This window comes from Planosporangium spinosum (assembly GCF_049999945.1).
GTDB lineage: Bacteria > Actinomycetota > Actinomycetes > Mycobacteriales > Micromonosporaceae > Planosporangium > Planosporangium spinosum.
In genome coordinates this window covers 389,633-409,652 of record NZ_JBLYUB010000002.1, presented here as the reverse complement: position 1 = coordinate 409,652, position 20,020 = coordinate 389,633, and the positions used below count along the sequence as shown (strand labels likewise).

Annotated in this window: 17 protein-coding genes; 13 read left to right on the top strand and 4 right to left on the bottom strand. The window is 70.5% G+C overall.

Features of this window, described 5'->3' with window-relative positions; all coding sequences use genetic code 11:
- Window positions 1-530 precede the first annotated feature (530 nt).
- The 5 genes from ACNTMW_RS04640 (at window position 531) to ACNTMW_RS04620 (ending at window position 7,064) form a co-directional block, all read left to right on the top strand.
- A complete protein-coding gene (locus ACNTMW_RS04640) occupies window positions 531-1,829 on the top strand; it encodes an ABC transporter substrate-binding protein (RefSeq protein WP_426632077.1) in 1,299 nt (432 codons plus the stop codon).
- A gap of 291 nt (window positions 1,830-2,120) precedes the next feature.
- Complete coding sequence (locus ACNTMW_RS04635) at window positions 2,121-3,092, top strand: carbohydrate ABC transporter permease (RefSeq protein WP_426632076.1); 972 nt, start codon at window positions 2,121-2,123, stop codon at window positions 3,090-3,092.
- A complete protein-coding gene (locus ACNTMW_RS04630; RefSeq protein WP_426632075.1) occupies window positions 3,089-4,018 on the top strand; it encodes a carbohydrate ABC transporter permease in 930 nt (309 codons plus the stop codon). Before ACNTMW_RS04635 ends, ACNTMW_RS04630 begins: the two co-directional genes overlap by 4 nt.
- 62 nt (window positions 4,019-4,080) lie before the next feature.
- Window positions 4,081-5,526, top strand: a complete 1,446-nt coding sequence (locus ACNTMW_RS04625; protein WP_426632074.1) for a glycoside hydrolase family 1 protein — start codon at window positions 4,081-4,083, stop codon at window positions 5,524-5,526.
- Between the two features lie 17 nt (window positions 5,527-5,543).
- Window positions 5,544-7,064 (top strand): xylulokinase, encoded by a 1,521-nt coding sequence (locus ACNTMW_RS04620; protein WP_426632073.1) that lies wholly within the window; start codon window positions 5,544-5,546, stop codon window positions 7,062-7,064.
- Between the two features lie 99 nt (window positions 7,065-7,163).
- Here the strand turns inward: ACNTMW_RS04620 and polX are convergent, their stop codons facing one another.
- Both polX and ACNTMW_RS04610 read right to left on the bottom strand, forming a co-directional pair.
- On the bottom strand, window positions 7,164-8,948 hold the full coding sequence (polX, locus tag ACNTMW_RS04615; protein WP_426632072.1) for a DNA polymerase/3'-5' exonuclease PolX: 1,785 nt from the start codon (window positions 8,946-8,948) through the stop codon (window positions 7,164-7,166).
- Window positions 8,949-9,018: 70 nt separating this feature from the next.
- Complete coding sequence (locus ACNTMW_RS04610; protein WP_426632071.1) at window positions 9,019-9,771, bottom strand: sugar isomerase domain-containing protein; 753 nt, start codon at window positions 9,769-9,771, stop codon at window positions 9,019-9,021.
- A gap of 128 nt (window positions 9,772-9,899) precedes the next feature.
- Between ACNTMW_RS04610 and ACNTMW_RS04605 the strand changes: the two genes are divergently transcribed.
- From ACNTMW_RS04605 to ACNTMW_RS04595, 3 genes are all read left to right on the top strand, one after another.
- Entirely contained in the window at window positions 9,900-10,934 is a 1,035-nt protein-coding gene (locus ACNTMW_RS04605; protein ID WP_426632070.1) for an N-acetylglucosamine kinase, read from the top strand.
- Complete coding sequence (locus tag ACNTMW_RS04600; RefSeq protein WP_426632150.1) at window positions 10,847-11,158, top strand: YciI family protein; 312 nt, start codon at window positions 10,847-10,849, stop codon at window positions 11,156-11,158. The genes ACNTMW_RS04605 and ACNTMW_RS04600 overlap by 88 nt, the downstream gene beginning before the upstream one ends.
- 141 nt (window positions 11,159-11,299) lie before the next feature.
- Window positions 11,300-13,237: a glycoside hydrolase family 9 protein gene (locus ACNTMW_RS04595; RefSeq protein ID WP_426632069.1), complete on the top strand. Its 1,938-nt coding sequence runs from the start codon at window positions 11,300-11,302 to the stop codon at window positions 13,235-13,237.
- 111 nt (window positions 13,238-13,348) lie between these two features.
- Here ACNTMW_RS04595 and ACNTMW_RS04590 read toward each other — a convergent pair whose 3' ends face one another.
- Entirely contained in the window at window positions 13,349-14,005 is a 657-nt protein-coding gene (locus ACNTMW_RS04590; RefSeq protein ID WP_426632068.1) for a TetR/AcrR family transcriptional regulator, read from the bottom strand.
- A 113-nt stretch (window positions 14,006-14,118) separates the two neighbouring features.
- On the opposite strand from ACNTMW_RS04590, the gene ACNTMW_RS04585 reads away from it, so the two are divergent.
- The 3 genes from ACNTMW_RS04585 to ACNTMW_RS04575 all read left to right on the top strand — a co-directional run bounded on the left by ACNTMW_RS04585 (window position 14,119) and on the right by ACNTMW_RS04575 (window position 17,817).
- On the top strand, window positions 14,119-14,865 hold the full coding sequence (locus tag ACNTMW_RS04585; RefSeq protein ID WP_426632149.1) for an ABC transporter ATP-binding protein: 747 nt from the start codon (window positions 14,119-14,121) through the stop codon (window positions 14,863-14,865).
- Window positions 14,865-17,402 carry an ABC transporter permease gene (locus tag ACNTMW_RS04580; RefSeq protein WP_426632067.1) on the top strand — a complete coding sequence of 846 codons (2,538 nt, stop codon included), beginning with the start codon at window positions 14,865-14,867 and terminating at the stop codon, window positions 17,400-17,402. The genes ACNTMW_RS04585 and ACNTMW_RS04580 overlap by 1 nt, the downstream gene beginning before the upstream one ends.
- Before the next feature lie 151 nt (window positions 17,403-17,553).
- A complete protein-coding gene (locus ACNTMW_RS04575; protein WP_426632066.1) occupies window positions 17,554-17,817 on the top strand; it encodes a DUF6343 family protein in 264 nt (87 codons plus the stop codon).
- Between the two features lie 270 nt (window positions 17,818-18,087).
- Here the strand turns inward: ACNTMW_RS04575 and ACNTMW_RS04570 are convergent, their stop codons facing one another.
- Window positions 18,088-18,345, bottom strand: a complete 258-nt coding sequence (locus tag ACNTMW_RS04570) for a Prokaryotic metallothionein (protein WP_426632065.1) — start codon at window positions 18,343-18,345, stop codon at window positions 18,088-18,090.
- 165 nt (window positions 18,346-18,510) lie between these two features.
- Here ACNTMW_RS04570 and ACNTMW_RS04565 point away from each other — a divergent pair, with 165 nt between their 5' ends.
- Window positions 18,511-18,885, top strand: a complete 375-nt coding sequence (locus ACNTMW_RS04565) for an FKBP-type peptidyl-prolyl cis-trans isomerase (protein WP_426632064.1) — start codon at window positions 18,511-18,513, stop codon at window positions 18,883-18,885.
- Between the two features lie 218 nt (window positions 18,886-19,103).
- The gene (locus ACNTMW_RS04560) at window positions 19,104-19,973 is read left to right on the top strand and encodes a hypothetical protein (RefSeq protein WP_426632063.1); all 870 of its coding nucleotides are present in this window, start codon (window positions 19,104-19,106) and stop codon (window positions 19,971-19,973) included.
- Window positions 19,974-20,020 lie beyond the last annotated feature (47 nt).

The following is a 20,020-nucleotide window of genomic DNA, read 5'->3' as shown; positions in this document are numbered from 1 at the left end:
GGTGGTCCCGGCGCGATCGGCGTGGCCACCGCCGCCGCGCGCGCAGCCCCGGTGGAGTCGGTGAGCAGATCCTCAGTGTACCGATCACTCCCCGCCGGCGTGACCACGCCTGGAAGCGCTCTCTAAGCCGGGCCGGTACGTCCAGAAGGCGAAGTGCTGGACGGCGGTACCTCGTCGGCGGTTGCCAGCCCGCCGGAATTCTGGTCTTCAGGACGGGAATGGCGGCGAGTGGCCATCCGCTTTTCGACTGATCGGGTATTGACATCGATTGTTTGCCGATGCACGCTCTACTGCACCTGAGAGAGCGCTCTCACAAGCCTCTCGCAGCGATGGCGGTTCGCTGGCCGGTCGGTGCCCCTGGCTGGACGGTGCCCCCGGCCAGCCAGCAACCCTGGTGTGCCAGCGCACCCGGTACGCCTGGTGCGCCAACGCACCGGAACCGCGCGTCACCCTTCCTGCCGAGCGCATGGCCGTACCGCCTCCCCGCCCGGCGGGCACACCCCATTGGTGAACGGATACGAGGAGTCTTCATGCGCTTGCCGAGAATCCGGCGGACGGCCCTGGTTACCCGGTTAGGTCTGGCCGCCGGGGCCGCCGTGCTGGTGGGCCCACTGCTCACCGGTTGCGGGAACGGTTCGGACGGCCAGGCCGGCGGCAACGGCCCCGTCACGCTGACGGTCAACCTGTTCGGCAACTTCGGCTACCAGGAGCTGTACGCCAAGTACAAGGAGAGCCACCCGAACGTCACGATCAAGGAGAACGTCACCGACTTCAACGCCCACCACAAGAACCTGCAGGCGCACCTGCTGGCGGGCTCGGGTACCGCCGACATCGAGGCGATCGAGGTCGGTCAGGTCGCCGGCTTCCGGCCGCAGGCGACCAAGTTCGTGGACTTCCTGGGGCAGGGTGTCAGGAAGGACCAGTGGGTCGAGTCGACCTGGCAGCGGGCGACCAGCCCCGACGGCAAGGCGCTGTTCGGGCTCGGTACCGACATCGGTGGCCTGGCCCTGTGCTACCGGGCGGACCTGCTCAAGGCCGCCGGCCTGCCCGGCGACCGGGACGCGGTGTCCGGGCTGTTCACCGACTGGAACTCCTACGTCGAGGTGGGCAAGCAGTTCCAGGCCAAGAGCCCGAACGTCAAGTGGTTCGACGCCGGCAGCAACCTGTACAACGCGATCGTCAACCAGTCCACCAAGAACGCCTACGACGAGTCCGGCAAGATCATCGTCGACACCAACCCGGCGGTGAAGCAGGCCTGGGACACCACGGTCGCGGCGATCCAGGCCGGCCAGTCCGCCGGGCTGGCGGCGTTCAGCCCGCAGTGGAACACCGGATTCCAGAAGGGACAGTTCGCCACGGTCACCTGCCCCTCCTGGATGATGACGTACATCAAGGACAACGCGCCGGAGACGGCGGGCAAGTGGGACATCGCCAAGATCCCCGGTACCGGCGGCGGCAACTGGGGCGGTTCCTACCTGACCGTACCCAGGGCCAGCAAGCACCAGCGGGAAGCGATCGAGCTGGCGAAGTGGCTGACCGCCCCGGAGCAGGAGAAGTGGCTGTTCACCAACAAGGGCAACTTCCCGTCCGACCAGGAGCTGTGGAGCCAGCCGGAGGTCGCCGGGTTCACCAACCCGTTCTTCAGCAACGCGCCGGCCGGCAAGATCTTCTCTGAGTCGGCGAAGAACCTGAACCCCCAGGTGGTCGGCCCGCACCAGGGCGAGATCGGCAATGTGATCGGCAATGCCCTCACCTCCATCGAGCAGGGCAAGGCCAGCCCGGACGAGGCCTGGAAGAAGGCGTTGGCCGACGTCAAGAACCTGGCCTAGGGCACCGGCCCAAGGAAGCCTCCCCCGCGGCACGCGCGGCCGGCCCGGCGGTAACCAGCTGGCCGGCGCCGTCGGGAACCCTTCCCGGTACGGATGTGAACGCCCGCGGCGCCGGTCGCTGCCGCGCGCCGGCGCCGCGGGCCCACCCGTTCCGGTATCCGCCGGGTCCGCTGTCCGTCCGGTCCGGCCACGTGCCGCCCCGGCTACCCATCTGTCCGGGCTGGCCGCCCGGGCTGCCTGCCCGTTTCGACCACCCCGCCCGGTGAAAGGGAAATCGAGGATGACCTTGTCATGACCGTCATGACCAAGCCCCGCGCCGGTGCGGCGCACGTCGCCCCGAGAGCGCGGCGCGAACTGCGCCACCGGCTCGACACCAAGGGCTCGCCGTACCTGTACATTGCGCCGTTCTTCCTGATCTTCGGGGTGTTCGGGCTCTTTCCGCTGCTCTACACCGGGTACGTGTCGATGACCGGCTGGAAGGCCGACACTCCGGGCAGCGAGGACCGGTTCGTCTGGTTCGACAACTACGTCACGCTGTGGAACGACCCGTTCTTCTGGAACGCGGTCAAGAACACCATCGGCATCGGCCTGCTCTCGACCGTCCCGCAGCTGTTCCTGGCGCTCGGCATCGCGCACCTGCTCAACTACCGGCTGCGCGGCCGCACGTTTGTCCGGATGGGCGTCCTGCTGCCCAACGTGACCTCCGTAGCCGCCGTGACGATCATCTTCGTGCAGCTGTTCGGACGTGACTACGGCATGGTGAACTGGCTGCTCGGGCTCGTCGGTGTCGACCGTATCGACTGGCAGGCCGGCACCTTCTCGTCCTGGGTCGCGATCTCGGTGATCGTCACCTGGCGCTGGACGGGGTACAACGCGCTCATCTACCTCGCGGGTATGCAGGCGGTGCCCTTCGAACTGTACGAGTCGGCGGCCCTCGACGGGGCGAGCCGGTGGCGGCAGTTCTGGACCATCACCGTGCCGATGCTGCGCCCGACGATCCTGTTCACGGTCATCGTGTCGACCATCGGTGCGCTCCAGCTGTTCGGCGAGCCGCTTCTGTTCAACACCAGCCAGACCCCCACCACGGGCGGGTCGCAGCACCAGTTCCAGACCCTCGCCCTCTACTCCTACGACCAGTTCTGGCAGAAGTTCAAGTACGGGTACGGCGCCGCGATCTCGTGGGCGATGTTCGGCATCATCGCGCTGTTCGTCGTCGTCAACCTGGTCGTGGCCCGCCGAATGCGAGGGGTTGACGCGTCGTGAGCGGCACTCTGATATCCGGCACGCCGATGAACGCGGCAGCTGTCCCGGCCGGCCGCACCGCCCGGCGCCGGGATCCCGGGCGTCGTGGCCGCCGGGGAGCCAACCGGCAGCTCTCCGCAGGCTGGGGGACGTACCTGATCCTCGGCGTGATCCTGGTGGTGTCGGTGTTCCCGCTCTACTGGACGGTGGTGGCGGCATCGCACGACAACAGCGCGATCAGCCGGACACCCCCGACCCTGCTCCCTGGCCCGCGCCTGCTGGAGAACATCGGGAAGGTCTTCACCAGTACCGACATGCGGCTGGCGTTGACCAACTCGTTCATCGTGTCGGCCGTGGTCACGGCCTCGGTGGTGTTCACCTCGACGCTCGCCGGGTTCGCCTTCTCCAAGCTCCGCTTCCGCGGCCGCGAGGCGCTGCTCGGCATCGTCGTGGCGACCATGATGGTGCCGCCCCAGCTGGGCATCATCCCGCTGTACATCATGATGGCGAACTGGCTGCACTGGTCCAACCAGTTGCAGGCGCTGATCATACCGGCGGCGGCCAACGCGTTCGGCGTGTTCTTCATGCGGCAGTACCTGGTCACCGCGCTGCCCACCGAGCTGCTCGAGGCCGGTCGGCTCGACGGCTGTTCGACCTGGCGGCTGTACTGGCACGTGGTGCTACCGGTCGCCCGGCCGGCGGCCGCCGTGCTGGGGCTGCTGACGTTCATGGCAACCTGGAACGACTTCTTCTGGCCCCTGGTGGTGATGACCCAGCAGAACCCGACCGTCCAGGTGTCGCTGTCGGCGCTGCAGAGCGGGTACGTACGGGATTATTCTCTCGTTTTGAGCGGCGCTCTCATCTCAACGCTGCCGATCCTGGTGGTCTTCGCGTTGATGGGCCGCCAGATCCTGGGAGGAATCATGCAGGGAGCGGTGAAGGGTTGAGTGCACAGGCGCCGGTAGCGGGCGGGTCGGTGGACCGGTCCGGAGGCCGGTTCGGAGGTCAGGTGGCGGGCGGCCCGGCGGCGACCGGCCGGCTGGAGTTCCCGTCCGGCTTCGTGTGGGGTGCGGCGACCGCCGCGTACCAGATCGAGGGCGCGGCGACCGCGGACGGGCGCACGGCGTCCATCTGGGACACCTTCTCGGCCACCCCCGGCAAGGTTCTGCACGGTGACACCGGCGCGGTGGCGGCCGACCACTACCACCGGTCAGGCGAGGACATCGTCATCATGCGCGCGCTGGGCCTGAACGCCTACCGCTTCTCGATCGGCTGGCCGCGGGTGCGGCCGGCCGGCAGCGGCCCGGTGAACCCGGCCGGCATGGCGTTCTACGACCGGCTCGTCGACGACCTGCTCACCGCGGGCATCAAGCCGGTCGCCACGCTGTACCACTGGGACCTGCCGCAGGAACTGGAGGACGCCGGCGGCTGGCCCCACCGGGACACCGCGTACCGGTTCGCCGAGTACGCCGGGCTGGTCGCCGACCGGCTCGGCGACCGGGTCGGCCTGTGGGCCACGCTCAACGAGCCGTGGTGCTCGGCGTTCCTGGGGTACGCCGCCGGCGAGCACGCGCCGGGCCGCACCGACCCGGCGGCCTCGCTGGCCGCCGCCCACCACCTCCTGCTCGGACACGGGCTCGGCGTCCAGGCGCTACGGGCGGCGAACCTCCGGGCCGACGCCCAGGTCGGACTGGTGCTCAACCCCACCGCGGTACGGTCGGTCAGCGACGCGCCCGGCGACGTCGACGCCGCCCGTCGCATCGACGGCCTGCTCAACCGGATCTTCTTCGACCCGGTGCTGCGCGGGCGCTACCCGTCCGACGTGCAGGCCGACACCGCGCACCTCACCGACTGGGGCTTCGTCCGTGACGGCGACCTGGAGATCATCTCCACGCCGATCGACGTGCTGGGCGTCAACTACTACCAGCCGTCGCTGGTCGGCGCCGGTGAGCCGCCGGGTCCGGTCCGGGTCGACGAAGGCGCGGCGGGGGAGCCGCTGCCGGCGCACCCGGCATCCCCCTGGCCGGGCAGTGCTGACGTGCGGTTCCACCAGCCTCCGGGCCCGCTGACCGACATGGGCTGGTCGGTCGACGCGACCGGGCTGCGGGAGCTGCTGGGGCGCATCCGCCGCGACTACGGCGACATCCCGCTGATCATCACCGAGAACGGCGCGGCCTACCCGGACGAGCCGGATGCGGCGGGGGACGTGCACGATCCCGAGCGCGTCGCGTACCTGCACCAGCACCTGATCGCCGCCCACCAGGCGCTCCAGGACGGCGTCGACCTGCGCGGGTACTTCGCGTGGTCGCTGCTGGACAACTTCGAGTGGGCGTTCGGATACTCGAAGCGGTTCGGCATCGTCCACGTCGACTACGCCACCCAGCGGCGCACGCTCAAGGACAGCGCGTACTGGTACCGCGACGTGATCGCCGGGGGTGGAGTGCCGCTCGGGTGACGCCCTACCCTGTCGCCATGACAAACGTCGCCAGGATGTCGGTCGGCAGGAGTGCGGTCGGCAGGAGGACCGTCGCGGGGATCGACTCGTCCACCCAGTCCACCAAGATCGTGGTCTGTGACGCCGAGACCGGGGAGATCCTCGCCCGGGCCAGCGCGCCGCACCCGGACGGCACCGAGGTGCACCCGGACGCCTGGTGGTCGGCGCTGGAGCAGGCGGCTGGCGGTCCCGGCGCCGGCGGTTGCGGCCTGTTGGATGCCGGTTCCTCGGACGGCGGCCCGCTCGCCGGGTCCTCGGACGGCGGCCTGCTCGACGGGGTCGCCGCGATCGGGGTGGGTGCCCAGCAGCACGGCCTCGTCGCGCTGGACGACGCTGGTACGGTCGTCCGACCGGCCCTGCTGTGGAACGACACCCGCTCGGCGGCGGCTGCCGAGGAGCTCGTCCGTGACCTCGGCGGACCGGCCGCCTGGGCCGACGCCGTCGGCTCGGTACCCGTCGCCAGCTTCACCGTCACCAAGCTGCGCTGGCTGGCCGAGCACGAGCCGCACCACGCGGAGCGGGTCACCGACGTCATGCTGCCCCACGACTGGCTGACCTGGCGGCTGGCCGCACCCGGTGCCTCCCCGGTCACCGACCGCGGCGACGCGTCCGGCACCGGCTACTGGTCACCGGCGAGCGGTGAATACCGGGAGGACATCCTCACGCGCGCGTTCGGCCGGGTACCGCGCCTGCCTCGGGTACTGCGACCGTCGGAGGTGGCCGGCGAGACACGCTCCGGCGCCCTGCTGTCGGCGGGTACCGGCGACAACATGGCGGCCGCCCTCGGCCTCGGCGCCCGGCCCGGCGACGTCGTCGTGTCGCTGGGTACCAGCGGCACGGTATTCGCCGTGCACGGCAAACCGGCCGCCGACCCGACCGGTACGGTCGCCGGCTTCGCCGACGCCACCGGGGCGTACCTGCCGCTGGTGTGCACGCTCAACGCCGCGCGGGTGCTGGGTGCGACGGCGCAGATGCTCGGCACCGACCTGGCCGACCTGGACCGGCTGGCACTGGACGCGCCGGCCGGCGCCGGGGGACTGGTGCTGCTGCCGTACCTCGAGGGCGAACGGACGCCCAATCTGCCCGACGCCGCGGGCACGTTGACCGGCCTGCGGCGTACCAACATGACGCCTTCGAACCTGGCCCGCGCCGCGGTGGAGGGCATGCTGTGCGGGCTGGCCGACGGTCTGGCGGCGCTGCGCGCGCTCGGTGTGGAGGTACGCCGGGTCCTGCTGATCGGCGGGGCGTCCCGCTCCCGTGCGGTCCGCGCCGTCGCGCCGATGGTCTTCGGCGCGCCGGTGGTCGTGCCGGATCCCGGCGAGTACGTGGCGCTCGGTGCGGCCCGCCAGGCGGCCTGGGCGCTCGCCGGGACAGCGGAGCCGCCTACCTGGGGCGTCGGCAGGTCCGCCGAGGGGATTCCGGAGAGCGGCGATGTCGAAGCCGGTCACCGGATCCGGGCCGGTTACGGCGCCGCGCGCGGCGCCATCTACGGTCACTGATCGTCGGTTCTCCTCGCTTACGCGGTTCTCGGGCTGCCCACCGGTTACGCGCAGACTGCTGCCGGTCCCCGGGGTGGTGTCTCGCGAGGGGCATGACGGTCAGCGGCGGTGGTGCCCCGAGGCGCGCGCCGGAATCCGGCCCGCAGCCCCGGCCGGTGCGAGTCGCTCCCGCTTGCCGTCGATGAAATCCCGCAGCCGTTCCAGGGGCCAGGTGTTGATGACGTCATCGGCGGTCAGCCAACCGCGCTGGGCGGTTCCCACCCCGTAACGCAGGTGGTCGAGATGCTCCACCGCGTGCGCGTCGGAGTTGACGGCGAACTTCACGCCGTACTGCTTGGCGCGCAGAATCAGGTCGTCGGGCAGGTCGAGCCGGTCGGGGGAGCTGTTGATCTCGAGGGCGGTCCCGGTACGCGCGGCGGCCTCGAAAACGGCGTCGAAGTCGGCGTTGACCGGTGGCCGTTGGTTGATCTTCCGGGTGGTCGGGTGCCCGATGATGTTCACGTACGGGTGATGGCAGGCCCGGATCAGCCGCCGGGTCACCGCCTTCCGCGGCTGGCCGAAGCGCGAGTGGATGGAGGCGATCCGGATGTCGAACCCGGCGAGGAACTCCCCGTCCCAGTCGACCTCGCCGTCCGGGTCGATGTTGAGCTCCGTGCCGTGCAGCAACTCCATGTCCATCGTGTCGGCGAGCATGCGCAGCCGGCCGCGCTGGGCGAGCATCTTCTCGTCGGTCATGCGCTGCATGGGCATGTTCTTCGCGTGGTCGGTGACGGCGAAGTAGCGGTAGCCGTGCGCCTGCGCCGCCGCCAGCATGTCCACGAGCGACGCCGTCCCGTCCGTGAGGTCGGTGTGCGTATGCAGGTCACCCTGGATGTCGGCGACCGTGACCAGGTCGGGCAGGGTGCCGGTACGGGCGGCTTCGACCTCGCCGCGGTCCTCACGCAGGGTGGGTGGGATCCAGGCCAGGTCCAGTCTCGCGTAGACCTCCTCTTCCGTTTCCGATACGACGAGGGCGTTGTCGTCGACGCGGAACAGCCCGTACTCGGACAGTTTCAGTCCTTTGTGTACGGCGATCTCACGTATCCGGATGTTGTGCTCCTTGGCGCCGGTGAAGTACTGGAGTGCGGCGCCCCACGACTGTGCCGGTACCACACGCAGGTCGACCTGGAGACCCGTCGTCGTGCGTACCGAGGTCTTGGTCGGCCCGTGCGCGATGACCTCGGCGACGAGGTGGAGCTGGGTGAACGCGTGCATCAGCGGTACCGGATCGGCGGACGCGGCGAGCACGTCCACGTCGCCGACCGTCTCCCGCATCCGGCGCAGTGAACCGGCGTACGAACAGGTCAGGCAGCCGGGCTCGGCGGAGAGCGCGTGGACGATCTCCTCGGCGACCTCCATCGCGTCGTGTATCGGTACCCGCCCCTTGCTCTGCGCCAGCAGCTCGATGCCGTGCAACAGGTTGGTGGCGGTCTTGGGACCGAAGCCGTACTGCTCCTCCAGCAGGCCCGACTGGATCGCGTCCTCCAGTTGCGCGACGGAGGCGATGCCCAGGTCGGAGTAGAGGGCCATCGCCCTTCTCGGGCCGAGGGTCGGGATCGTGGTCAGTTCCCGTACACCGGCCGGAATCTGCTCACGTAGCTGCTCGAGCGTCGCTACCTGGCCGGTGGCGAGGTACTCCAGGATCTTCTCGGCGATGGATCTCCCCACGTTGGGGATCTCCCGCAGGCCATCGAGGTCGAGGCGGGACACGTCCGCGGGGTAGCCGGCAATGGTACGGGCGGCGTTCTCGTACGCCCGGATCCGGTACGGATCACCGTCGGTGATCGCGAGGAGGTCGGCGAACTCCTGCAGCAGCGCCTCGACGGCCTCGTTCGGCCGGCTCATAGCGCCAGTCTAGGTCGCGCCCGCCGGACCCCGCGCCGGTCCGGCCAGGCCCCGCCGCCGGGCGTCGCGGTCAGGCGCCACGGCGGATCCGGCCGGCGTACCGTGCTTCGAGACGGTCGTTGTGGGCATCCCCGCCGGGGATGTTCGCGGACAGGTAGACCGGCGGTGTCTCGCCCGCGTCGAGCAGGCGGCCGATCACCTCGGCGACGATCATCTGCGCCAGGGCGGCCGCGGTGATCGACGAAACCGCGCCGGCGGCGCCGCCACCGGGTAGCGGCAGCACGGCGTCCCCGTACGGTGCGCCGTTGTCGACGACGACGTCGGCGAGATCGCACAGCCGCTTCCCCGACGGGTGGCGGGGGGCCACCGTGCCGGTGTGGTCGAGTGAGGTGATCGCGATCAGGTGGTGGCCGCGCTCCTTGACCAGGTGCGCCATCTCGACGACCACACCGTTGACGCCGGAGTTCGAGGCGATGACGAACACGTCGCCCGGCCGGACCGGCGCGACCGCGAGGATGCGCGCCGCCACGGTAGGGTCACGTTCGAGTACGGGGCTGCCGAGCACGCTCGCTGGTTCGCCGCCGAACAGCACGATGTCGCGCAGCGCGAGTCGGTTGGTCGGCACCAGCCCACCGGCGCGGCCGGCGAGTTCCATGGCGAGCGCCTCGGAGTGGCCGGATCCGAAGGCGTGCAGCACCCCACCGCTGCGGATCGATCCGGTGATCAGGTCGGCCGCCCTGGCCACCTGGGGCGCCTGGTCCCGCATCACCCGGGGGAGCAGATCCGCGATCACCTCAACGTACGCCTGGCTGCTGATCGTCATCGCTCCTCCGCCACCGCTGCCCGGTCGACACCGATCTCACGGTACCGCCGGGGCAGCACCCGGACCGCAGGGCATTTACTCTCTCCAATATCAGCATCGGTCGGGATCGCTCTGCGTTCGAGGACGTGATGACCTCACAAGAACCGCTCGTACTCGGCCTGGACGTCGGTGGTACGGCCTCGCGGGCCGTGGTCGTGACCGTGGCCGGGCGGCTGGTCGGACAGGGAAGGTCCGGTGGGGGGAACCCGACGTCCCAGCCGCCCGAGGTGGCCGCGGCGACCGTGGCGACCGCGGTCGCCACGGCCCTGTCCGGGGTGGATCCGGGTGCCGTACGGGCCGGGGTGATGGGGATCGCCGGTGGCAGGCGACTGGCGGACCCGCGGGTCGCGGCGGTGTTCGAACGGTCCTGGCGGGAGGCCGGGCTGTGCTGTCCGATGGACGTCGTCGGGGACGTCCTCGTCGCGTACGTGTCCGCCACGGCTGAGCCGTCCGGATCGGTGCTGATCGCCGGTACCGGCGCGGTCGCGGCCCGGATCGAGGACCGGACGATGGTGCAGCTCGCCGACGGGCTGGGTTGGCTGCTCGGTGACGAGGGATCCGGCGTCTGGCTCGGGCGCGTCGCGGCGCGGGAGGTGGTCCGGGCGCTGTACGCGGGGCGTCCGCCGGGCCCGCTCGTCCGGCTGGTGGCCGCGCGGCTGCTCGACGCCCGGCGCATCCCCGACGCTCAGCTGCTTCCCGACGCTCAGCTGCTTCCCGACGATCTGGCCGTGCTCGCCCAGGCCATCGTGACGGAGGTGTACCGGCAGCCGCCGACCGCCATCGCCGCGCTCGCGCCCCTGGTCAGCGAGGCTGCGGCAGTCGAGGACCCGATGGCCCGCGAGATCGTGTCCCGGGCGGTCGACAAGTTGACCGGCACCTTGGCGCAGGTCCGTGACGCCGGCGCGGACACTCCGATCGTGCTGGGTGGCAGCGTGCTCGCGTCGCCCGGACCGATCCAGGACGCGGCCCGCCGGGCGGTGGCGCAGCACTGGGACGCCCCTGTACTGACCGCCACCACGGGTGTCGTCGGGGCCGCCTGGCTGGCCGCGCGGACCGCGGTGGCACTCGACGAGCGGGACGCGGCGGCGCTGCACGACCGGTTGCGCGCCGTGCTGCGACCCTGAACCGCGCTGCGATCCCGCGCGGTCCTGCGATCCTGCGCGGCGCTGCGACCCTGAGTGGGGGTCGGAAGATCACTGATGGGCCGTACCGCGAGGCGAAGGAGGTCGTCGGCGGCTTCGTCGTGATCGAGGCCGACGATTTCGAAACCGCGGTCGCCATCGCCGAGGAGTGGCCTCACCTGCCCGGCGCGGGCGGGGACGTCGAGGTACGTCGAATCTCGGACTGAACCTTTCACGGTGCGCAAGATTTTTGGCGGGACAAATCCCCCGAATATCTTGCCAAACGTCAGAGAATATCGCTCTCCGTGGTCGATTCGTAACCGCTCTGGCTACCATGGGCGACTCGTCATCGACCCCCGGGAGAGCACGTGATCATCAGTCGGCGCCGCTGGTCGGCCCGTATGCGCGCGGCGGTGACTGCCGCTACCGCGCTGACCGCAACCGGACTTCTTGCCCTCGCACCCGGTGCGACGGCCGCGTTCGCGGCGGAGTCCGCCAACCCGTCCGGTCTCAGCGCCAATGCGCAGCCCGGCGCGGTGCCCGAGATGTACAAGTCGGGCACCGGTCCCCGGGTCCGTGTCAACCAGGTCGGGTACCTGACGAACGGGCCGAAGAACGCCACCATCGCCACCGGTGCCACCGAGGGCCTGCCGTGGCAGCTCAAGAACGCCGCGGGCAAGGTCGTGGCCAGCGGCACGACGACGCCGCAGGGCCTGGACGGTGCCTCGGCGCACTACGTGCACTCGATCGACTTCAGCGAGTACGCCACCCCCGGCAAGGGGTACACGCTGGTCGTCAACGGCGAGGCGAGCCGCCCGTTCGCCATCGGCGACAACCTGTACGAAACCCTGCGGCAGGACGCGCTGAAGTTCTACTACACCCAGCGCAGCGGCATCGCCATCGACGACAAGCTGCGGCCCGGGTACGGCCGGCCGGCCGGCCACGTGTCCCAGGGCGAGACCGGCGACCTCGCCGTGCCCTGCGTCAACAACGGCTGTGACTACAAGCTCAACGTGAAGGGCGGTTGGTACGACGCCGGCGACCAGGGCAAGTACGTGGTCAACGGCGGCCTCTCCGTCGCCCAGCTGATGAGCCAGTACGAGCGCACCAAGACCGCCAAGACGGCCCAGGCCGCCAAGATGGGCGACGGCACGCTGGCCATCCCCGAGAGCAAGAACAAGGTGCCGGACATCCTCGACGAGGCGCGCTGGGAGCAGGAGTTCCTGCTGAGCATGCAGGTGCCGGACGGCAAGCCGAACGCCGGCATGGCCCACCACAAGGTCCACGACGCGAGCTGGACCGCGCTGCCGACACTGCCGCACCAGGACACCATGAAGCGGGTGCTGTACCCGCCGTCGACGGCCGCGACGCTCAACCTCGCCGCCGCCGGTGCGCAGGCGGCGCGGGTGTTCGCCCCGTACGACCGCGCGTTCGCCGAGCGCAACCTCGTCGCGGCGAAGAAGGCGTGGGCCGCGGCCAAGGCGAACCCGAACATGATGGCGTCGGGGGACAGCGGCTCCGGCGGTGGTGGTTACGGCGACTGGAACGTCAGTGACGAGTTCTACTGGGCGGCCGCCGAGCTGTACCTGACCACGGGTGACAAGGAATACGCGGACTACCTCCAGAACTCGCCCCTGCACAAGAACGACATCTGGGGCGAGCGCGGCTTCGGCTGGGACCAGGTCGCCGCGCTCGGCCGGCTCGACCTGGCCACGGTGCCCAGCAAGCTGGCCGACCGGGACGCCGTCCGCAAGTCCGTCGTGGCGGGTGCCGACAAGTACCTGGCGACGGCGCAGAAGAACCCGTGGGGCATGCCGTACGCGCCGTCGGACAACCGGTACGACTGGGGATCCAACAGCATGATCCTCAACAACATGGTCGTGCTGGGGACCGCGTACGACATCACCGGCGACGTCAAGTACCGCGACGCCGTGCTGCAGGGCATGGACTACATCCTGGGCCGCAACTCCCTCGGCCGGTCCTACGTGACCGGTTACGGCACGCTGTACTCGGTGAACCAGCACTCCCGCTGGTACGCCCACTCGCTGGACAAGGCGCTGCCACCGCCGCCGGCGGGCACCATCGCCGGTGGCCCGAACTCGGGCAACGACGATGACGTTGCGAAGCATGAGCTCAAGGGCTGCGCTGCGCAATACTGCTATGTCGACAACATCATGGCCTTCGGTAGCAACGAGCTGACCATCAACTGGAACGCTCCGCTCGCCTGGGTCACGGCGTTCGTCTCCGATCAGAAGGGCGCGACGGCCCCGAAGCCGGCTCAGCCCAACCCGGCCGCGAAGCAGTGACCCGAAGCGGCTGGCCGGCCTGACGCCGGTCGGCCGCTTCCGCCCCGACGAAACCGCCGGCCAGCCCTGAGGGCTGGCCGGCGGTTGACGTTCGTGCGTGCCTTTCGTTCTTTAGGCGTCCCGCCGGTCAGCGGTTGGCAGCAGCGCGGCGAGGCCGGCCAGGACGACCTCCAGACCGGCCTCGAACTCGTTGTCGGGGTCCTGACGGGCCAGCTCCGGGCCGACCTCGGTGACGGCCGGTAGCAGTCGACCGGTGGACAACTGGTCCAGCGATTCCGGCTGGGTGTGCGCCGCGGGGTGGACGGTGAAGTACTTGCCCAGTTCGATCTGTGTGGTGCCCAGGGAGTAGGCGACGAGGGTCCGGTACGCCTGGGCGGTGGCCCGCGCGTCGAACCCGGCCGCGCGGAACGACCGGAAGCCGGCCTCGACGAAGGCCAGGGCGTCGGGGGTACGCGGCGGGAACCGGGCGATCAACGGCGCGGCGTGGGGGTGGTGCAGGCCGGCGGCGCGGGCCGAGCGCATGATCCGCCGGGCGGTGTCCTGCCAGCTCACGCCGGCCGGCGGTGCGTCGATCTCGGCGAGGATGAGCTGCGTGACCGCCTCCAGGACGGCCTCCTTGTCGGGAAAGTGGTTGTAGAGCGCCATCGGGGACGTGGACAGTTCCGCGGCCAGCCGGCGCATGGTCAGCGCGTCGATGCCCTCGGCGTCCAGGACGGCGAGGGCGGCCTCGGCGATGGTCCGTTCGGTAAGGCGTGCCTTTCTGGGCACCTCTTACTCCTTCATTCGGATGACGGCTACCAGACGATCTCACTCGTTACTATATACGCCGTACGTTTATCAGATAACGACGTACGTATATGAAGGGTAGCGCTCAGATGTCCATGGTCAAGTCTCCGTCCGGCGTGCATACCGCGGCCCGGGTGGTCGGCGCGACGAAGCTCTACGGCCGCGGCGACTCCGCCGTACGCGCGCTCGACGGCGTCAGCGTGGAGTTCCCCGGCGGCGAGTTCACCGCGATCATGGGGCCGTCCGGCTCCGGGAAGTCCACCCTCCTGCACTGCCTGGCGGGGCTCGACACGTTGACCGAGGGGCAGGTGCTCATCGGTGACACCGACGTGTCCCGGCTGTCCGACGGCGACCTCACCCTGCTGCGCCGCAACCGGCTGGGCTTCATCTTCCAGACCTACAACCTGGTACCGACGCTGACCGCGGAGGAGAACATCGTCCTGCCCCTGCGGCTCGGCGGCCGCAAGGCCGACCCGGAGTGGCTGGCCGTGGTCGTCGCCGCCGTCGGGCTCGCCGACCGGCTCCACCACACGCCCGCCGAACTGTCCGGTGGGCAGCAGCAGCGGGTGGCCGCGGCCCGGGCGCTGATCACCCGGCCCGAGATCGTCTTCGCCGACGAGCCGACCGGTGCCCTCGACTCGCGCTCCAGCGCCGAGCTGCTGCGGTTCCTGCGCCGCGCGGTCGACGAGTACGGCCAGACCATCGTCATGGTCACCCACGACGCGGTCGCCGCCAGCTACGCCGACCGGGTGCTGTTCCTGCGGGACGGCCGGGTCGTCGACGAGATGACCGAGCCGACCGCCGACCGCATCCTCGACGCGATGAAGGGCCTCGGTGAGTGATGTTCGCGCTCACCCTCAAGGGGCTGCTCGCCCGTAAAGTGCGGCTGTTCCTGACGGCTGTGTCGGTCATGCTGGGCGTGGCCTTCGTGACCGGTTCGCTGGTGCTCACCGACACCGTGAAAGCGGCGTTCGACCAGCTCTACGACGGGCTGACCAAGGGCACCGACGTGACCGTCCGGGCGAAGTCGGCGTTCACCGACACCACCACCCTCGGTTCGCCGAAGCCGTTCGACGCCGACGTCGTCGCCCGGGTCCGCAAGGTGGACGGCGTCGCGGCCGCCGAGGGCTCGCTGACCGGGTTCGCCCTGATGTTCGACAAGTCCGGCAAGCCGATCCAGCCGGGTGGCGCCCCGACGCTCGCGGCCGGGTACGGGGCCGACCGGGAACTGGCCGGCGGCTTCAGTCTGCGCTCCGGGCGGGGGCCGCAGTCACCGACCGAGGTGGTCATCGACGCCGCGACCGCCAAGAAGCAGGGCTTCGTCCTCGGCGACACGATCAAGATCATGTTCGAGGCGGGCGGACAGAAGCAGTTCACGGTCGTCGGTATCGCCGGGTTCGGCGAGGCCGACAACCTGGCGGGCGCGACCCTCGCCACGTTCCAGATGCAGACGGCGCAGGAACTGCTCGGCCGGGTCGGCCAGTACGACTCGATCGACGCGCGCGCCGAGGCCGGAATCAAGCCGGACGAACTGCGGGAGCGGATCGCCGACGTGCTGCCGCCCGGCTTGGAGGCGGTGACCAGCTCGACCGTGTCCAGCGAGGCGAGCAAGTCCGTCAGCGAAGCGCTGAGCATCTTCACCAAGGTCTTCCTCGGTTTCGCGGCGGTCTCGCTGCTCGTGGGCTCGTTCATCATCTGGAACACGTTCTCGATCCTGGTCGCCCAGCGGTCCCGGGAACATGCCCTGCTGCGCGCGATCGGCGCCGGCCGCCGGCAGATTCTCGGCAGTGTCCTCGCCGAGGCCGTCGCCGTCGGGCTGGTCGCCTCGGTACTCGGTCTCCTCCTCGGCCTGGGGGTGGCCAGCGGCCTGCGCGGGCTGATGGGGCTGATCGGTATGGAGCTACCGAACGCGTCGCTGCAACTGCACGCCCGTACGGTGATCGCCGCCTTCGCCGTCGGCGTCGCCGTGACGCTGGTGGCCGCGTTGGTGCCGGCGTGGAAGGCCACCCGTACTCCGCCGATCGCGGCCCTGCGCGAGGCGGCCGCCCCGGCGAAGCGGGTCTCCCGGGGCCGCCTGGTCGTCGGTGGGCTGCTGTTCGCCGGCGGCGTGGCGGGGCTGGTCCGGGCGATGAGCGCCGACTCGCAGCTGCCCGCCGCGGGCGCCGGCGCGCTGGCCACGTTCTTCGGCCTGATGATGCTGGCCCCGATCGTGGTCCGACCGCTGGTACGGTTCCTCGGCGCGCCGATCTCCCGCAGCGTCACCGGTGGCATGGGCCGGCTCAACGCGGCGCGCAGCCCGCGCCGCACCGCGTCCACCGCGACGGCGCTGGTCATCGGGCTCGCGCTCGTCGTGGCCATCACCGTGGTGGCGTCGTCGATCAAGGCGTCGGTGAGTGACGTGGTCGACCGGGCCAACAAGGCCGATCTGATCCTCAAGTCCGCCAGCCAGTTCGCGCCCGGCTTCCCGTCCGGCGTAGCCGATAAGCTGCGCTCCGTGCCGGAGGTGGGCACGGTGTCGGAGATGCGCTTCGGGCCGGCACAGATCGACGGCGCGACGACGTACGTCGCCGGCCTGGACCCCGACACCGTCGGCCGGGTGGCCAACCTGGGTGTCGCATCCGGTTCGGTCACCGCGCTCGGTGGCGAGCGGATCATGATCTCCGCCGATGTGGCGAAGGCCAAGGGTCTGAAGGTCGGCTCACCGTTCACGGTGAAGTTCGCGCAGACCGGCGACCGGACCTTCCAGGTGGCCGGTACGTTCACCGACACGACCCTGGTCGGCTCGAGCTACCTGATCGGGCTGGACACCTACAATGCCAACTTCAGCGACCGGCTCGACATCGCGGTACTGGTGGCCGCCAAGAAGGGCGTCACGACCGAGAGCGTCAAGCAGGCTGCGAAGGCGGCACTGACCGAGTACCCGAACGTCTCGGTCTCCGACAGCGCCGAGTTGAAGAAGACGCAGAACGACAGCGTCAACCAGATGCTCGGCATGGTGTACGTGATGCTCCTGCTCGCCGTGGTGATCGCCCTGCTCGGCGTGGTCAACACGCTGGCGCTGTCGGTGCTCGAACGCACCCGGGAACTCGGTCTGCTCCGGGCCGTCGGCATGACCCGTAAGCAGGTCCGCTCGGCGGTCCGCTGGGAGGCGGTACTGATCGCGGCAGTCGGAGCGATCCTCGGTCTGGTGCTGGGTCTGGCGTTCGGCGCGGCGTTCGCGCGGTCGCTCACGTCCATCGGCATCGTCACCGTGGAGGTGCCGATCGTGCAGCCGCTGATCTGCGCGGTGATCGCGGCCCTGGCCGGGGTCGTCGCCGCGATCTTCCCGGCGCGCCGGGCGGCCCGCGTCGACATCCTGCGGGCTGTCGTCACCGAGTGACGCTGACTGAGGGCCGTCACGCGGTAACGCGGAGCGGAGGCCGTCACGCGGAGGCCGTCACACCGTGATGCGGACAGAGATGATCCTGCAGTGACGCAGTCCCCTTACCCCGTCGGTGGGTCGATCGCCGCCTACGGGGTAAGGGGCTGTCATGCCTATTGGTGCTCAGCCCAGGGGTGCCCGGGGAACCGTCGAGCATCCTTACAGCGCGTTGAATCTGAGAATGGGCCTCGCCAGCTGCGGTTTCGTGGTGTGCACGCTGCTGGCCGTATCCCTGGCGGTACTCGGCAATGAGGTGCTGGCGGCGCTCGCCACCCTGCTGGCCGTGATCGCGCTGGTCGACCTCGTTGTCATCCAGTTACGGCGCAGACAGGCGAGACGATCGGGCCCGGGCAGGCACTCACTGTCCGGGTGACGTTGCTGTCCGGGCGACGCCGCTGGCCGGGTGACGTTGCTGTCCGGGTGACGTTGCTGGTCGGGTGGGGCGGTCACCCGGGTAGGCGCTCGGACCAGTACCAAGATCCGCGCAATGTCGCAGATATTGCTGTCTCCCGGAAGGCGGATACCGCAATGTTCGCGACATTGTCCGGATCTTGAACGGTCGGCCCGGTGGGTCAGCGGTCCGCCCGGTGGGTCAGCGGTCCGCCCGGTGGGTCAGCGGTCGGTCCAGTGGTCAGCCTCGCGCTCAGCCCGGATGTGCCCCGACGGCGTCGCGTACCTGGGCGCCCTTGTCGACCCCGCTGTCGCGGGCACAGTGTGCGCAGCAGAAGAATCGGCCGTCGACCTCGACGCCGTGACCGACGATCTTCACCTGGCACTGTTCGCAGACCGGCGCGAGCCGGTGGATGGCGCACTCGAAGGAGTCGAACACGTGGACGTCGCCAGCTGTATGGATCTCGAACGACATCCAGTAGTCGTTGTTGCATACCTCGCAAACGGCCATGCCTCCGAGGGTGCGCCCTACCGGCGTCGCCGGCAACCGGAGGGCGCGACCCCACGGCAGCGCGGGTTCGATCGCCGGGTGGGTGTGGCCCGGCAGGCGGCAGGGGCTCCGGCGCCAGGCGGGTGTGGTCCAGCCGCTCAGCCGCTCGTGATCTAGGCTGGTGCCATGGCCACGAGCAAACCGACCGTCGACTTCCCTGAGGGCGACGCACCCGCCGAACTCGAGATCAAGGACCTCGTCGTCGGGGACGGCGCCGAGGCGAAGGCCGGCGACCAGGTGGTGGTGCACTACGTGGGCGTGGCGCACTCGACCGGGGAGGAGTTCGACGCCTCCTGGAACCGGGGATCGCCGTTCACGTTCCCGCTCGGCGCGGGTCGCGTCATCGCGGGCTGGGACCAGGGCGTCCAGGGGATGCGCGTCGGCGGGCGCCGGCAGCTCACCATCCCGGCGAAGCTCGGGTACGGTGACCGCGGCGCCGGCAACATCATCAAGCCCGGCGAGACCCTGATCTTCGTCGTCGACCTGCTCGACGTGCGTTAGCGCCGTACCCACGAGCGTCCGGGTACGACGGAGGCGACCGCCGCAAGCGGGTACGACCGGACGGCGGCCCGGGACGCGATGTTCACGCCCTCGGGGGCGACCGGCGGCGGCCACGGGCCACGCCGGCTCCGGGCGGTGCCACGGGTCACCCTGGCGGCGTGGTCGTAGGCTGACGGCGCGGTGGGAGCCCGATCCGTACCCGCCGCGAGGAGGCGGGATTGCGTATCCGTACGGTCGCCGTGGTGCTGCTCGTCGCGGTCGTCGGCATCGGGCTCAGTTGTTACGGCGCCTGGCGCCTGCTCCTGCCCTCCGCGCTGCGGCCGCCACCACCGCAGCCGGTGTGCGTGGCACACGCGGATGGAGAGGCGAGTTTCACACCTGAGCAGACGGCCAACGCGGCGACGATCGCGGCGATCGGGATGCGCCGGGGGCTGCCGGTACGCGCCGTGCAGGTCGCCCTCGCCACCGCGATGCAGGAGTCGAAGCTGCGTAACCTGGCCGGGGGTGACCGCGACTCGGTCGGCCTGTTCCAGCAGCGGCCCAGCCAGGGCTGGGGCGCGCCGGAGCAGCTCATGGACGTGCGCTTCGCGGCGGGTGCGTTCTACGCCGCACTGGTGAAGGTGCGGGGCTGGCAGGCGATGGAGATCGGCGACGCCGCCCAGGCGGTGCAGCGCAGCGCCTACCCCGACGCGTACGCCCAGTGGGTCGAACCGGCGGGCGTCCTGGCGCGCGCGTTCGCCGGTGAGCCGGACGGTGCGGTGGCCTGTACTCTCCCGGGCGGCCCTACACCGCGCGACGTGGCGGCCGTCGGGGGACTCACCGCCGGGCTGGGCGCCGACTGGGGTCCGGTGACCACCGCGGCCACAGCGGGCGGCCTCGAGGTCACCGTGCGCGCGGTCGACCAGCCGGCCGGGTGGCGGTACGCCTACTGGCTGGTGGCCCACGCCGAGGAGCACGGTGTCGAGCAGGTACGGGCCGGGGGCCTGGTGTGGACGGCGACGGACGGCCGGTGGACCGCCGAACCGGCCGCCACTGCGAACGCCGGCGCCGCGGGGGCGGTGGTGGCCCGGGTCCGCGGCGGTCGCTGACCGCCCGCCCGCCCCGGTCAGGGCGGACCGGCTGCCTCCGTCGACGC

Coding starts and splice junctions, on each gene's coding strand:
- ACNTMW_RS04635 (WP_426632076.1), top strand. CDS start 2,121: ATGACCGTCATGACCAAGCCCCGCGCCGGTGCGGCGCACGTCGCCCCG.
- ACNTMW_RS04575 (WP_426632066.1), top strand. CDS start 17,554: ATGCCTATTGGTGCTCAGCCCAGGGGTGCCCGGGGAACCGTCGAGCAT.
- polX (WP_426632072.1), bottom strand. CDS start 8,948: ATGAGCCGGCCGAACGAGGCCGTCGAGGCGCTGCTGCAGGAGTTCGCC.
- ACNTMW_RS04565 (WP_426632064.1), top strand. CDS start 18,511: ATGGCCACGAGCAAACCGACCGTCGACTTCCCTGAGGGCGACGCACCC.
- ACNTMW_RS04605 (WP_426632070.1), top strand. CDS start 9,900: ATGACCTCACAAGAACCGCTCGTACTCGGCCTGGACGTCGGTGGTACG.
- ACNTMW_RS04640 (WP_426632077.1), top strand. CDS start 531: ATGCGCTTGCCGAGAATCCGGCGGACGGCCCTGGTTACCCGGTTAGGT.
- ACNTMW_RS04570 (WP_426632065.1), bottom strand. CDS start 18,345: ATGGCCGTTTGCGAGGTATGCAACAACGACTACTGGATGTCGTTCGAG.
- ACNTMW_RS04585 (WP_426632149.1), top strand. CDS start 14,119: ATGGTCAAGTCTCCGTCCGGCGTGCATACCGCGGCCCGGGTGGTCGGC.
- ACNTMW_RS04580 (WP_426632067.1), top strand. CDS start 14,865: ATGTTCGCGCTCACCCTCAAGGGGCTGCTCGCCCGTAAAGTGCGGCTG.
- ACNTMW_RS04610 (WP_426632071.1), bottom strand. CDS start 9,771: ATGACGATCAGCAGCCAGGCGTACGTTGAGGTGATCGCGGATCTGCTC.
- ACNTMW_RS04620 (WP_426632073.1), top strand. CDS start 5,544: ATGACAAACGTCGCCAGGATGTCGGTCGGCAGGAGTGCGGTCGGCAGG.